12 protein-coding genes are annotated in these 14,588 nt (G+C 68.2%); 2 read left to right on the top strand and 10 right to left on the bottom strand.

What is annotated here, in order from left to right; translation table 11 throughout:
* Positions 1-87: 87 nt before the first annotated feature.
* The 10 genes from ung to rhlB all read right to left on the bottom strand — a co-directional run bounded on the left by ung (position 88) and on the right by rhlB (position 12,038).
* On the bottom strand, positions 88-807 hold the full coding sequence (ung, locus tag ACILRJ_RS00180) for a uracil-DNA glycosylase (protein ID WP_395679139.1): 720 nt from the start codon (positions 805-807) through the stop codon (positions 88-90).
* Complete coding sequence (locus ACILRJ_RS00185; protein WP_395679141.1) at positions 804-1,658, bottom strand: response regulator; 855 nt, start codon at positions 1,656-1,658, stop codon at positions 804-806. The genes ung and ACILRJ_RS00185 overlap by 4 nt, the downstream gene beginning before the upstream one ends.
* On the bottom strand, positions 1,655-2,650 hold the full coding sequence (ftsX, locus tag ACILRJ_RS00190; RefSeq protein WP_395679143.1) for a permease-like cell division protein FtsX: 996 nt from the start codon (positions 2,648-2,650) through the stop codon (positions 1,655-1,657). The genes ACILRJ_RS00185 and ftsX overlap by 4 nt, the downstream gene beginning before the upstream one ends.
* Positions 2,647-3,327, bottom strand: a complete 681-nt coding sequence (gene ftsE / locus ACILRJ_RS00195; protein WP_395679145.1) for a cell division ATP-binding protein FtsE — start codon at positions 3,325-3,327, stop codon at positions 2,647-2,649. Before ftsE ends, ftsX begins: the two co-directional genes overlap by 4 nt.
* Before the next feature lie 144 nt (positions 3,328-3,471).
* Entirely contained in the window at positions 3,472-4,686 is a 1,215-nt protein-coding gene (gene gspF / locus ACILRJ_RS00200; RefSeq protein WP_395679147.1) for a type II secretion system inner membrane protein GspF, read from the bottom strand.
* 154 nt (positions 4,687-4,840) lie between these two features.
* Positions 4,841-5,569, bottom strand: coding sequence for an alpha/beta fold hydrolase (locus ACILRJ_RS00205; RefSeq protein WP_395679149.1), 729 nt, complete (start codon positions 5,567-5,569; stop codon positions 4,841-4,843).
* A 25-nt stretch (positions 5,570-5,594) separates the two neighbouring features.
* Complete coding sequence (gene gspE, locus ACILRJ_RS00210; RefSeq protein ID WP_395679151.1) at positions 5,595-7,085, bottom strand: type II secretion system ATPase GspE; 1,491 nt, start codon at positions 7,083-7,085, stop codon at positions 5,595-5,597.
* Entirely contained in the window at positions 7,082-9,145 is a 2,064-nt protein-coding gene (gene gspD / locus ACILRJ_RS00215; RefSeq protein ID WP_395679153.1) for a type II secretion system secretin GspD, read from the bottom strand. The genes gspE and gspD overlap by 4 nt, the downstream gene beginning before the upstream one ends.
* Before the next feature lie 29 nt (positions 9,146-9,174).
* On the bottom strand, positions 9,175-10,068 hold the full coding sequence (gspC, locus tag ACILRJ_RS00220; protein WP_395679155.1) for a type II secretion system protein GspC: 894 nt from the start codon (positions 10,066-10,068) through the stop codon (positions 9,175-9,177).
* Positions 10,069-10,325: 257 nt separating this feature from the next.
* The gene (gene rhlB, locus ACILRJ_RS00225; RefSeq protein WP_395679157.1) at positions 10,326-12,038 is read right to left on the bottom strand and encodes an ATP-dependent RNA helicase RhlB; all 1,713 of its coding nucleotides are present in this window, start codon (positions 12,036-12,038) and stop codon (positions 10,326-10,328) included.
* Positions 12,039-12,342: 304 nt separating this feature from the next.
* Here rhlB and trxA point away from each other — a divergent pair, with 304 nt between their 5' ends.
* Both trxA and rho read left to right on the top strand, forming a co-directional pair.
* A complete protein-coding gene (trxA, locus tag ACILRJ_RS00230; RefSeq protein WP_395679159.1) occupies positions 12,343-12,672 on the top strand; it encodes a thioredoxin TrxA in 330 nt (109 codons plus the stop codon).
* Between the two features lie 127 nt (positions 12,673-12,799).
* Positions 12,800-14,488: a transcription termination factor Rho gene (rho, locus tag ACILRJ_RS00235; RefSeq protein WP_395680741.1), complete on the top strand. Its 1,689-nt coding sequence runs from the start codon at positions 12,800-12,802 to the stop codon at positions 14,486-14,488.
* Positions 14,489-14,588 lie beyond the last annotated feature (100 nt).

Below are 14,588 nucleotides of genomic sequence, written 5' to 3' on the forward strand. Positions count from 1 at the left end.
TTTTGTATTCTGCATGAGCGCTGGCGAAACAGTGTGTCCCATGGGTTCATGCTAAGTGCTTGATTAGCATGAAGCCAGTGGAAGAGGTCATGCCACGGAGACAGCTCCCGTCAGATCCGTGGCTGCGGGGAGGCGCCAGTCGACCGGTCCATGGCCGCGATCGCGCAGGTACTCGTTCGCGCGCGAGAAATGCCCGCAGCCGATGAAGCCCCGATGCGCCGACAGCGGCGACGGATGCGGCGCCTTGAGGACGAGGTGGCGCTGGCGGTCGATCAGCTTGCCTTTCGCCTGGGCATAGCTGCCCCACAGCAGGAACACGAGGTTCTCGCGCTCGCGGTTGAGTGCATCGACACAGGCGTCGGTGAAGCCTTCCCAACCCTTGCCCGCGTGCGAACCCGCGAGGCCGTGCTCGACCGTCAGCACGGCATTGAGCAGCAGCACTCCCTGCCGCGCCCACGGCAACAGGCAACCATGGTCGGGCCGCGCAATGCCGAGGTCGCGCTGGAGTTCCTTGAAGATGTTCTCCAGCGACGGCGGCACCGGCACGCCGGGGCGGACCGAAAAGCACAGTCCGTGCGCCTGCCCGGGTCCGTGGTACGGGTCCTGGCCGAGGATCACGACCTTGACCGCGTCGAACGGTGTGCAGTCGAGCGCCGCGAAGATCTGCGGCCCGGGCGGATAAATGACCTTGCCGGCGCGCTTCTCCGCACGCAGGAACTCGGCCAGCGCGAGCATCGACGGTTGTTCGAACATGGTGCCGACGCGCGCCTTCCACGTCGGCTCGAGCCGGACCCGGTCCTCGCTCACGCCGAGGCGCCGGCCTGTTCGCGCTGACGGCGCGACACGCGCAACTGGAACTGCAACTTGTTGACCAGCAGGCGCTCCTCGACCGGCTTGTGCACGAGGTCGTTCGCGCCAATGCGCAGCAGCGTGGTCTGGTTGGCCGGATTGTCGTCACCAGTCATCACCAGCACCGGCAATGCGCCCTTCGGCCAGCCGAAGTGGTTGCGGATGCGCTCGAGCAGGTCTCCTCCGCTGAGTTCGCCCTTCAGCACGACGTCGGTCAGCACGAGGTCGACGCCCGGCCCGTTGTGCTGCGCGCGCCATGTCTCGAGCAGGGCAAGCGCATCCTCGACGCTGACCACGTGCGTGACCTTGAAGCCGCACTTCTCCATCATGCGCCGCGTCGCCAGCGCGACCACGCGGCTGTCCTCGACATACAACACCGTGCCGTCGACCTGCTCCGCCGGCCTGACGTAGCCGCGGATGAACGCGGCGAGCGCATCGAAGCCGAGCGCCTTGTCGAAATAGTCGGTGACATGACTCGACAGCGTGCGCGCAACAAGACGTTCCTGCACGTCGCCGGAAACGACGATCAGCGGGATGTAGGCCTGGTTCGAGTTTTCGCGCAACAGGCGCGCGAGTTCGAGCCCGTCCATGTCCGGCAGGCGCAACGCGGTGGTGACGAGATCGAACACGCCGCCATCGAGGTGGGTGCGCGCCTCCGCACCGGTACCGCAACCGATCACCACCGCGTTCGGCAACTCGGTCTTCAGCACGCGCTCGATCAGCTGGCGTACCACGCGTGAACCGTCGACGACGAGCACGCGCGGCTCATCGCTGGAGATGTGGCGAGTGAGCGAGACCTCGCCGCTCATCCCGGCCGCCCCGCCGCCAGATGGCGCGCGGTCACGATCCATGCGCCGCACCAGCCGAGCAGCGCGCTCGCGACGACGACCGCGGCCACCGCGTTGAGACCGATGCCGTGCAGCGCGAAGCGATGTGCATAGCTGTCGACCAGCCGGCCGATCGGCTCGGCCAACGCAAGCTCCACCGCGGCGACGATCAGCAGTGCGAACGCGGCGCCGAGCAGGCCGTACCACAGGCCCGCGTACAGGAACGGGCGACGCACGAAGCCGTTGCTCGCGCCGATCATCTGCATCACCGAGATTTCCGCCGACCTTGCCTGGATGTCCATGCGCACCGTATTGCCGATCACCAGCAGGGTCGCCAGCGCGAGCAACGCGGCGACCACCGCGACCACACGCTCGCCGAAATGCAGGATTCCGGACAGCTTGCGCCGCCATGCCGCGTCATACTGCACCAGATCAACGCGCGTGTCCGCCCGCAATGCCGCAACCAGTGGCGGCTCGTCGAGATCGGTCGCCTCGCGCGGGGTCAGCACCAGCACGGTCGGCAGCGGGTTGCCCTGCAGCGCATCGAGCGCCTCGCCGAAACCCGACAGCTGGCGGAACTCGGCCAGACCCTGCTCCGGCGTGCGCAGCAGCACCGCGGCGACATCGCTGCGCCGGCGCAGTTCGTCGGCGCACGCGCTGGCGCTGCGCGCATCGAGGCCGGGCTTGAGGAACGCGGTCACCTCGCGCGCCTCGCGCAGGCCGCCGGACAATTCGCGCGCGTTGTCGAACACCAGCCAGAACAGCAGCGGCAGGGCGAGCGCGAAGCCGAGCACGAGCACGGTCAGCGCGGTCGACCAGGGTCTTGCGGCGAGCCGGCCGAGGCTGGAAAAGAAGCCGTAGAAATGCTGGTCGCGCCAGGCCGCGAGCCGCTCGCCGAGCGGTGCGCGCGGGCCGCGTGGCTCGGCGCCTTTGGGCGCCGGCGCGGCGCGATTGGGCGTTGCCTGCGGACTCATGCGGCCTTCGCCGGGGGATGGTAGTCGTCGACGAGGCGTCCATGGTCGAGCACCAGCACGCGCTTCTGCATGCGCTTGAGCAGCAGCAGGTCATGGCTGGCAATCAGCACGGTGGTGCCGACCGCACCGAACTCGGCGAACAGGTTCATGATCTCCAGAGACAGCTGCGGATCGAGGTTGCCGGTCGGCTCGTCGGCGATGATCAGCGGTGGCTTGGCGACGATCGCGCGCGCGATGCCGACGCGCTGCTGTTCGCCGGTCGACAGCGCGAGCGGCGACGCCTTCTCGCGTGCGAGCAGGCCGACCTTGTCGAGCGCCGCGCGCACGCGCTTGGCGGTTTCCGTGCGCGAGGTTCCGGCGATCAGGAGCGGCAACGCGACATTGTCGAACACGCTGCGGTCGGTCAGCAGGCGATGGTCCTGGAACACCATGCCGATGCCGCGCCGGTGTTGCGGGATGCCGCGCCGGCGCACGCGAGCAAGTTCGCGATCATTGACCGTGACGTACCCGCGAGTCGGCCGCTCCGCCAGACTCACCAGCTTGAGCAGGGTGCTCTTGCCCGCGCCCGAATGCCCGGTCACGAAGGCCATCTCGCCCGCCGCGATCTCGAAGCTGAGCTCGGCCAGCGCATCGAGTCCGGTGGTGTAGCGCTTGCTGACGTTGTCGAAGCGGATCATTGACGGCCGGGATTGGTGATTCGTGACTGATGATTGGCAAAAACCGCGTCCGCGGAGATTGTACGGGTTGCGCCCCGATTTGCATCCGGCACCGGGACGCCTGCTCGCCCGGTCCAATCACCAATCATGAATCACCAATCCGGGCTACTTCACCATCTGATTCAGATTGAAGATCGGCAGCAGGATCGCCAGCACGATGAACAGCACGATTGCGCCGACCACGAGGATCACCGCGGGACCGAGCACCGCGGTCAGCGCGGTCAGCCAGCGGTCGAGTTCGCGCTGCTGCTGCGCCGCGGCTTCTTCGAGCATGCGCGGCAACTGGCCCGAGCGCTCGCCGCTCGCGATCAGGCGCAGGGCGACCGGCGGGAACTGGCCGCTCTCGCCAAGTGCGCGCGAGAACGCGCTGCCCTCGCGCACCTTCAATGCGGCACGCTTCAACGCATCGCGCATCGGCAGGTTCGACACGACCTGCGCTGCGATCGCGAGCGCATCGAGCAGCGGCACCGCGCTGCTGGACAACAGCGCCAGCGTGCGTGTCGCGCGCGCGGTGTTGGCCGCTCGTACCAGCCGACCGACCAGCGGCAGGCGCAGCAGCACGGCATGCCAGCGCCACCGCGTTGCCTCGGACCGCAATGCGAGCCGCGCGAGCACGAGCACGGCGAGCAGCACCAGCACCAGCAGCCAGCCCCACGCGCGCAGGAATGCCGACAGCGCGATCAGTGCGCGCGTCGCCAGCGGCAACGCCTGGTGCAGGTTCTGGAACACGCCGACGATCTGCGGCACGACCCAGGTGAGCAGGCCGGCGACGACCGCGACCGCCACGATCGCCAGCAGCAGTGGATAGGCCAGCGCCGCAAGGATCTTCTGGCCGAGCGCATCGCGCGCCTCGGCATGGTCGGCGAGTTTCTCCAGCACCTGCGCGAGCCGGCCGGACTGCTCGCCCGCGGCGACGCTGGCGCGGAAGATCTCGGGGAAGCTGTCCGGGAATTCCGCCATCGCCTGCGCCAGGCTCGCACCTTCCATCACGCGCGCGCGCAGCGACATCGTCAAGCCGCGCTGGCGCTCGTTCTCGGCCTGCTCCGACAGCGCGCCGAGCGCCTCGTCAATCGGCAGGCCGGCGCCCACCAGGGTCGACAACTGGCGCGTCAGCAACGCAAGCTGCGCACCGCCGAGTCCGCGCCGACGCAGCAGCGGCTGCGTGCCGGGCGCCGAGCCTTCACGCACTTCCTCGACGACGAGCGGATTCAGCCCGCGCTCGCGCAGGTTGCCGCGCACCGCACGCGCGGTATCGCCCTGCAGCACCCCGCGCTGGGTCTTGCCGTTGCTGTCGAGCGCCTGGTAGGAGAAGGCGGGCATCTGCGGTTCCGTGTGACGACGAGCGAGTCGGTATTTGCCTTGCACTCTGGGAGCGGCGGAAGGCGCGATGCTCTTGCCAGCCCGCGGAAGCATCGCTGCTTGCGCCACTCCTGCAAGAGTAAACCGACGGCGCCGCCTTTCGCGACCATTCTTGTCAATCCGGGTGCAAGCGCAGTGTCCTGCCGCCATCGTTGCCTCCGATTCCGTGCGCTGCCCAGGCCGCGATCGCCTCGAGGCAAGCCTGCGGGCACGCCTGCAAGAGGAAATGCGGCCCATCGACCACGACCTCGTGCAGCGAGGCAGGCCGCGCATCGCGCACGATCGGAACGCGGACGAGTCGATCTCGCCGAGCGCGCAGGTGCAGCAGCGGGAGGTGCGTCGCGCATAGAGCGGCGGACTCGTCCAGCGTGCGAAGCAATGCAAGGCGCGCCGACAGGGTGGCCGCCGGCAAGGCACGCACGACGTCGCGCAGAGCGTCGACACGATCGTCCGACGCGTCACGACCGAGGCAGGACATCCGCAGCGCCAGTCGGAAAGCGGTACGGCGTGCGAGCGCGGTGACGAGGGAAATGGGCAGCACGCGCAGCAACGGATGCGGACAACGCACGAAACTCGCGACGAGCACGATCGCCTCGACGCGCGGATCGAGCCGCTGCAGGCGCAACGCGACCGGCCCCGAGAACGATTCCGCGACGATCAGGCAGCGGCCGGCCTCGCCGATTGCAGTGGCCGCATGCTTGGCATATGCATCGAGATCCGCGGCAAGGTCGTCGGGATATCGGACGACGACCGCATCGACGTCGCCAAGGCATTCGAGGAACGGCGTGAACAGGCGACCGCTGCCGTCAAGGCCAGGCAACAGGATCCAGCGCGGCGACGTCATCAGCGAACGCGCCGAACGCGGCGCGTCACTCCTCGCGCGTCACGCGCAGCACTTCCTCGGTCGAGGTGATGCCGGCGACGCACTTGCGCCAGCCGTCTTCGAGGATCGACGGCCCGCGCGTGCGCGCGTGGCGCTCGAGATCGGCTTCGGAGGCCCCTTCGTGCACGAGGCGGCGCAGCGCATCGTCGAGCGCGACCAGTTCGTAGATGCCGGTGCGACCCTTGTAGCCGCTCGCGCGGCCCTGCGCGGCGAGATCGGTGCGCGGGCGGTAGAGCGTCACGCGCGCGTCGGCCGGCTGGCCGAACGCGGCGAGTTCGGCCGGGGTCGCGGCGTACGCCTCGCGCGTGGCCGGGTCGAGCACGCGCACGAGGCGCTGCGCGAGCACGCCGACCAGCGACGAGGACAGCAGGAACGGCTCGACGCCCATGTCGCGCAGGCGCGTGACCGCGCCGACTGCGGAGTTGGTGTGCAGGGTCGACAGCACGAGGTGGCCGGTCAGCGACGCCTGCACCGCGACCTCGGCAGTCTCGAGATCGCGGATCTCGCCGACCATGACGACGTCCGGATCCTGGCGCAGGATCGCGCGCAGGCCACGTGCGAACGTCATGTCGACGCGCGTGTTGACCTGGGTCTGGCCGACGCCGTCGATGTAGTACTCGATCGGATCCTCGACCGTCATGAGGTTGCGCGACGCATCGTTGAGCTTGAGCAGCGATCCGTACAGCGTAGTCGTCTTGCCCGAGCCGGTCGGGCCGGTCACGAGCAGGATCCCGTGCGGCCGCGCGATGAGGTCTTCCAGGCGCGCACGCGTCGCGTCATCCATGCCGAGCTGGACGAGATCGAGCTTGCCGGCCTGCTTGTCGAGCAGGCGCAGCACGACGCGCTCGCCGCGGCCGGCGGGAATCGTCGACACGCGCACGTCGACCGGGCGACCCGCAATGCGCAGTCCGATGCGGCCATCCTGCGGCAGGCGCCGCTCGGCGATGTCGAGCTTGGCCATGACCTTGATGCGGCTGACCACCGCGGCGGCGATCGCCTTCTGCGGACTCAGCACCTCGCGCAGCACGCCGTCGATGCGGAAACGCACCACCAGGCGGTTCTCGTACGGCTCGATGTGGATATCGGACGCGCCTTCCTTGACCGCTTCGGTGAGCAGCGCATTGATGAGGCGGATGATCGGCGCGTCGTCGTCGCTCTCGAGCAGGTCTTCCGGCTCCGGCAGGTCGTCGGCAAGCGCCTTCAGGTCCATGCGCTCGTCGAGGTCGGACACCATCGCGCGCGCGTCATCGCCCTGTTCGTACAGGTCGCGCAGCAGGCGCTCGAACTCCTTGTCGCCGAGCGTGTTGAAATGCAGCGGCGCGCCGAGATGGCGGCGCAGTTCGGCCAGCACGTCGGTGCGCACGCCGGCGCGGCAGGCGATCTCGGCGGTGCCTTCCTTCCAGCCGGTCAGCGCGACGCCGTGGCGACGCGCGTAACCGAAGGCGGGACGCGCCGGACGCGCTGCGGCTTCGCTCACCGTTTCGGCTCCGTGCTGCGCGGCACCTGCGGATCGGCGAGGCCGGGGCGACCGTCGAGCGACGGGCTGGCGAGGAAGTCGTGCACCTCGGGCAGCATCGGCCGTTCCGCGCGCGGCGTGATCGGCCAGTCCTGCTGGCGCATCTGCAACTGCTCGGTGCGCATGTAGTTGTACTTCTCGCTCGACACTGCGGCCTCGGTCGCCGCGTCGCGCAGGATCCTCGGGTGCAGGAACACCATGAGGTCCTTCTTGGTGCGGTCGTTGGTGCGGTAGCGGAACAGGTTGCCGATCAGCGGGATGTCGCCAAGCGCGGGCACCTTCTGCACGTTGTCCTTGGCCTGGTTGTCGATCAGGCCACCGAGCACGAGCAGCGAGTCGTCCTTGACCAGCACGCTGGTGGTCAGCTCGCGCTTGTTGGTGATGAGGTCGACCGCGCCGCTCACGGTCGGTGCGAGCGAGGACACTTCCTGGTGGATGTCCAGGCGCACGGAGTCGCCGACGTTGATCTGCGGCTTGACCTTCAGCACGAGTCCGACGTCCTTGCGCTCGATCGTCTGGAACGGATTGGTGATGCCGCTGGTATTGCTCGTCGCCGTGGTCGCAGTCGCGTTGGTCGAGTACTGGCCGGTCAGGAACGGTACTTCCTGCGCGACCTTGATCTCCGCTTCCTGGTTGTCGAGCGTCAGCACCGAAGGTGTCGACAGGATGTTCGACTTGCCGTCCCCGCGCAGCGCGCTGACCAGCGCGCCGAGCTGGAAGATCGTGTTGCGTCCGACCTGCACAGTGCCGTCGATGTAGCCGAGGTTGAAGCCGTTGCCGACGCCGAGCGGATTCTGCGCTGCGGTCAGGATGTTGTTGCCGGGCGAGGTGCCGGTGAAATTCGTGCCCCCGACGATGTGGCGGCCATTGTTGCCGAGCGGCAGTTGCCACTGCACGCCGAGTTCGCTCGCAGTCTGGTCGGCGACTTCGGCGATGACCGCCTCGATCAGCACCTGGTTGCGGCGGATGTCGAGCTGGCGCACGACCGCGCTGAGCGAACGGAAGATCGCCGGCGGGGCGCTGATGATCAGCGCGTTGGTTTCTAGATGCGCCTGGATCGTAGCCACCGAAGCGCCAGCGCCGCCATTGCCGTCGCCCGCCTTCGCCGTCGGCGGCGCCACGCCGGACAGGGTCGTCGCGACGCCCTGCAGGATCGGCACGAGGTCCTTCGCGCTGGCGTAGTGCAGGTAGATCACCTGGGTGTCGCCGCCGTTCTCGATCGGCGTGTCGAGGTGCGCGATCAGCGCGCGCATCTTCAGGCGTCCGTTCTTCGCGCCGGCGAGCAGGATCGAATTCGTGCGCGTGTCGGCGAACACGCGCGCGCCTTCGCCGTTTGCCGGCGCGGCCTTGTCGTCCGCGAGCATCGTCAGCGTGCGCGCCATCTCGGAGGCGTTCGCATGGCGCAGCGGGATCATCTCGACCTCGGCATCGGACACCGTGTCGATGCGCTGGATGATGTCGGCGAGGCGCTGCACGTTGCCGGCGCGATCGGACACGACCAGCGAGTTGGAACTCGCATGCGCGATCAGTTGGCCGCCCTGCGGCATCAGCGGGCGCAGGATCGGCACCAGTTCCGCTGCCGAGACGTGCTTGACCGGCACGATTTCGGTGACGAGTTCGTCGGCCGCGCGCGCGCCGAGGCCGTTGACGCCGGTGGAGCCGTCCTGCTGCGCGGTCGTTTCCGGCACGATCTTGATCATGCTGCCGGACGCCACCGCGGCGAAGCCGTGCACGCGCAGCACCGACAGGAACACGTCGTAGATTTCGTCCGGCTTCATCGGCCGCGCCGACACCACCGTGACCTTGCCCTGCACGTTCGGGCCGACGATGAAGTTCTTGCCGGTGATCTCGCTCACCGTCGCGATCAGCGCGTTGATGTCGGCATCGTTGAGGTTCAGCGTGTGGCGACCATCGGCGGTCGTCGTGTGCCCGGTTTGCTGCGCGGCCGGCGCAGGGGTCTGGGCGTTCGCGCCGAGCGCGACGAAGGCGCCGATCAAGGCCGGTACGAGGAGTCGACGCATCGCGGTGGGTTTCCTGTTCGCTGTGCTGTTCATTGCAGTCCGACGGTGACGTCGGTCGGCTTGCCGCCGCGCAGTACGGTCACGCGGACCGAACTCGCGTTGCCGAGGCTGGACATGATCTGTTGCCCGCGCTCGATCGAATCGATCGGCGTGCCGTTCACCGAAGTCACGACATCGCCGGGTTGCAGTCCGATCTGGTTGAGCAGGGCGACGTCGGTGCCGGTCGAGAGGCGCACGCCGGACAGCTTGCCGCCATCGAGTACCGGCACGAGCTGCACGCGCTTCATCAGCTCGGCCGGATTCTGGCGCAGGCGATCGACGGTCTGCTGCCAGGTCGGCGGCGCCTTCGCGCTGGTTGTGCGGTTCGAACCGCTTGCCGCGCCCGCGCCGGCAGGCGCGGCAGCGACGCCACCCGTGACGCTGGTCGGCGTCGGCCGCACGACGTCGGCGGGCGCGAGGTTGGTGTCCCGCGCGAGCTTGAGCGTTTCCTCGCCACCGTCGCGCGCAACCACGATGCGATCCGCGTACACCGCGACCAGGCGCACACCAGGCGCGACCTGCTCGCCGACGCGCCAGCTGCGTTCGCCGTTGCCCGCATCGGCGATCACCGCGATGCCCGCCTTCGGGTCGGGATCGGCGAGCGTGCCGCGCAGGATGAGCGAGGTGGTCGTGCCGCTCGCGGCCGCTTGCGCGGGAGGGTTGCCGAACAAATGCCATTGCGCGATCGAGCGCGCCGGCGCGGGCGCGCCGCTCGACACGACACGGCTTGCCACCGCGCCGAGCGCGGCGTCGTCACTGGGCAGCAGCGCCCACAACAGGCGCACGAGCAGCCACAGCGCGAGCGCGGCGAGCACGGCGCAGCAGGCCAGGCCTGCGACCTCGGAGGCCCGACTCGAATCAGTTGCCAAACGGGACAGGGGCATGCGCTTGCGTCGCCTTCTTCCAGCGCGCAAGCGTAGCAAACGCGGCTCGCGTGCGGGCGGATCGGGTCGACGCGCAGACTGGAGGCCGGTCGCCGGCGTTTCGACCTCCCTCGCTGGCGCTCGCTGCGCTCAACGCGAACGGATGGAAACGCTACTGCTCGCCGCGCGCCAAGCGAACGGATGGCAGGTCCCGGGTCGCTGGATCCCCGCGTTCGCGAGCTTTCGCGGGGATGACGGGCAGTTGTTCGCGCCGAAAGCTACCGGCGACCGAACATGCGCATGATGCGGCGGAAGAAGCCCTGCTTCGGCGCATGCGCCTCGGGCGCCGCCACGGAGCTGGCCTGGGCCGCGTGCGGATGCGGCTTGCGTTCGACGATGCGCTGCTTGGGCGGTCCGCCGCGCTCGGAAGCCTGCGCTGCGGGAGCCGCGGTCTCGACGCCCTCGCGATGCTTGTTGCGTCCGCGGCCGCCGCGACGGCGGCGCTTGCGCGACGCCTCGCCATCGAGCGCGGCCGCGGCTGCCGGCGCATCGTCGCGCTGGACCGCCACGGGCGCGGCTTCTTTCACGACCGGCTTCGCGCCCGCCGGGCGCTCGCCGCGTGCGTGCTCGCCGCGCGGGCCACGCGACGAACCGCTGCGTGAGCCGGTGCGCTCGCGTTCGCCGGGGGCACGCGGTCCGCCGCGCGCGGGCTTGCCCGGCTTCGGTGGCGGGCCGGCGGTATTGCGCGCATCGTCGGCTGCTTCATCTTCCTCGATCGCGTGGGCGGCGGCACCCGCGGCGCGCGGGCGCGGCGGCGGCACCACCAGCATGTCCGGCGTGATCGGCGCGGTCGGGATCTTCTGCTCGATGTAGCTCTCGATGTCCGGCAGGCCCATCGCGTAGAGGTCGCAGGCGAAGCTGATCGCATCACCTTCTGCGCCGAGGCGCGCGGTGCGTCCGATGCGATGCACGTAGTCTTCCGCATCGTGCGGCAGGTCGTAGTTGAACACGTGCGAGACGTCGGGGATGTGCAGGCCGCGCGCAGCAACATCGGTCGCGACCAGGATTTCGATCTCGCCCTTCTGGAACTTGCCGAGCAGGCGCTCGCGCTTCGCCTGCGGCACGTCGCCGGACAGCGTGGCGACCGTGAAGCCCTGGCGCTCGAGCGAACGGGTGACCTTCTCCGCGGCGATCTTGGTGTTGAGGAAAACGATGCTGCGGTGGGCGTCGACGCGCGACAGCAGGTTGATCAGCAGCGGCTGCTTCTCTTCCTTGGCCGGGAAATAGACGATCTGGCGCACGCGGTCGGCGGTGACGTTGTCGGTCTCGACCGTGAGCTTCTCCGGCTCGTTCATGTGGTCGTAGGCGAGTTCAAGCACCCGATGGCTCAGCGTCGCCGAGAACAGCATGCTCTGGCGTTGCTCGCGCGGCGGCATGCGCCGGAACAGGAAGCGGATGTCCTTGATGAAGCCGAGGTCGAACATGCGGTCGGCCTCGTCGAGCACGACGGCCTCGATCGCGTTGAGGCTGAACACGTGCTGCTTGAGGTAGTCGATGAGGCGACCCGGGGTCGCGATGATCAGGTCGCAACCGGACTTGAGCAGTTCGCGCTGCTTGTCGTAGTCGACGCCGCCGTAGATCAGCGCGGACTTGAGCCCGGTGTCGCGGCCAATCGCACGGAAGTCCTTGTCGATCTGGATCGCCAGCTCGCGCGTCGGCGCGATCACGATCGCGCGTGGATCGGTCAGCTTGCGGTCGAGTGCGGCCGGGCGCGTGAGCAGGCGATTCAGCACCGCGACGAGGAACGCGCCGGTCTTGCCGGTGCCGGTCTGCGCCTGGCCGGCGACGTCGCGGCCGGTCAGTGCGATCGGCAGGGTCAGCGCCTGGATCGGCGTGCAACGGGTGAAGCCGCAGCCGTGCAAGCCGGACAACAGGAGCGGGTGGAGATCGAAACTTTCGAAGGTGATATCGGTAAGCGGATGCTGGGACATGGGTCCAAATCTGTGTGATGACGGAAAGGCGCCTGTGCGTTGCGGTGCGCCCGAAGCGCACTCGTCTCGCGAAGTTTGCGCCGCTGGGACGCGGCGCGCGGCCGGGATGGCGGCGCGTACCTGCTCTCTTGCAATGCGCGGGTGGCGTCCCCAACTTGCACCGGTCGGTCGTTTGGGCTCAAATGGGCCGTGCGTTCCGCACTCCCCGCTGTCCCGACTGCTCCGGCGCAACCGCGTGAGTGTAGCGGAACCCCGCCCGACGCGCGCGGTCGCGCCCAACCCCATGATTTCCGGAGAAGATCCCGTGAGCGAACACATTGCGCACGTGAGCGATGAGCAGTTCGAGGAGCACGTCCTCAAGTCCAGCGAGCCGGTTCTGGTCGATTTCTGGGCCGAATGGTGCGGCCCGTGCAAGATGATCGCACCGATCCTCGACGACCTCGCGGCCAGCTACAAGGGCAAGCTGAAGGTCGCCAAGATCAACATCGACCACAACCAGAAGACCCCGCGCAACTACAACGTGCGTGGCATTCCGACCCTGATGATCTTCCGCGACGGCAAGGTGCAGGCGACGCAGATTGGCGCCGTCAGCAAGACCCAGCTGGCGCAGATCATCGACAAGGCGATTGCCTGAGGGACGAGCGGCCAGGGGGCCATCGGTTTTTGCACACTGGCCCCTGCCCCCTAGCCCCTGCTCTCAACAGGTGCTAACGTAAACCCGGCGCCCGGAGCCGAACGCTGCTCCGCCCGCCTCTTCTTCGATCTTTCCCTCCAGTTCCAGCAACGGCGCCCAGCGAGGATTGCCCGTGTCCGAAAACGAAACGAATGATGGCGGCCAGGGTGCCGCCGCCGAAGGCCGTCCGGAGCCCCGGCAACGTGCCCCTCGCGGCCAGCAACAGCAGCAGGCGCAACAACCGGCGCAGGATGCTGCGCCAGCGCCGAGCGAGGCGCGCAGCCATGATGGCGGCGGCGACGGCGGGGATGGCAATGCCAATCCGCAGGGCGGCGGCCAGAACCAGGGCGGCCAACAAGGCCAGAACCAGGCCGGTCGGCGCGGTCGACGCGACCGTCGCGGCGGTCGCCATGGCGGCGGCGGTGGTGGCAATCCGCAACCCAACCGCGGTGGCATGTACGACGACGAGGAATTCGACGAGTCGAAGAACGGCGGCGGCAACGGCCCCCTGATCGATCTGACGGAACTCAAGCGGAAGACCGCGGCAGAACTGCTGCAACTGGCCGATACCCTCGGCGTCCAGGAAGGCGTCGCGCGGGCGCGCAAGCAGGACATCATCTTCCTCTTGCTGAAGGCGCATGCGCGCATCGGTGGCGGCATCTATGGCGAAGGCGTGCTCGAGATCCTGCAGGACGGCTTCGGCTTCCTGCGCGGTTTCGACGAGTCCTACCTCGCCGGCCCCGACGACATCTACGTCAGCCCAAGCCAGATCCGCCGCTTCAACCTGCGCACCGGCGACTACATCACCGGACGCATCCGCCCGCCGAAGGAGGGCGAGCGCTACTTCGCCCTGCTCAAGGTCGACCACATCAATGGCGAGCCGCCGGAAGTATCCAAGAACAAGGTCCTGTTCGAGAACCTGACGCCGCTGTTCCCGCGCAAGGCATTCCACCTCGAGCGCGGCAACGGTTCGTCGGAGGACATCACCGGGCGCATCCTCGACCTCGTCGCGCCGATCGGCCGTGGCCAGCGCGGCCTGATCGTCTCGCAGCCGAAGGCCGGCAAGACGATGATGCTGCAGAACATCGCGCAGGCGATCGTCTACAACCATCCCGACGCACACCTGATCATCCTGCTCATCGACGAGCGCCCGGAAGAAGTCACCGAGATGCGTCGCGGCGTGCGCGCCGAAGTCGTCTCCTCGACCTTCGACGAACCGGCCGTGCGCCATGTGCAGGTCGCCGAGATGGTGATCGAGCGCGCCAAGCGCCTGGTCGAGCACAAGAAGGACGTGGTGATCCTGCTCGACTCGATCACCCGCCTCGCGCGCGCCTACAACACGGTGGTGCCAAGTTCCGGCAAGGTGCTCACTGGCGGTGTCGACGCGAACGCGCTGCAACGCCCGAAGCGTTTCTTCGGCGCCGCGCGCAACGTCGAGGAAGGCGGCTCGCTGACGATCATCGCGACCGCACTGATCGACACCGGCTCGAAGATGGACGAGGTCATCTACGAGGAGTTCAAGGGCACCGGCAACATGGAAGTGCACCTGAACCGGCGCATCTCCGAGAAGCGCGTGTATCCCTCGATCGACATCAACCGCTCCGGCACCCGCCGCGAGGAACTGCTGATCGACCCGGACCAGCTGCAGAAGATCTGGATCCTGCGCAAGCTGCTGCATCCGATGGACGAGCTGGCCGCGATGGAGTTCATGCTCGACAAGATGAAGAACACGAAGACCAACGACGAGTTCTTCGGATCGATGAAACGCGGCGGTTGATCGCCTTCGGACATCCTGGAAGAGGCCGGCATTGCCGGCCTTTTTCGTTTGGATCGATCCTTCCGTGGAACGGAGCTTGCTCCGCTGCCCTGGTCCCTTC

This window comes from Dokdonella sp. (assembly GCF_044227025.1).
GTDB lineage: Bacteria > Pseudomonadota > Gammaproteobacteria > Xanthomonadales > Rhodanobacteraceae > Dokdonella_A.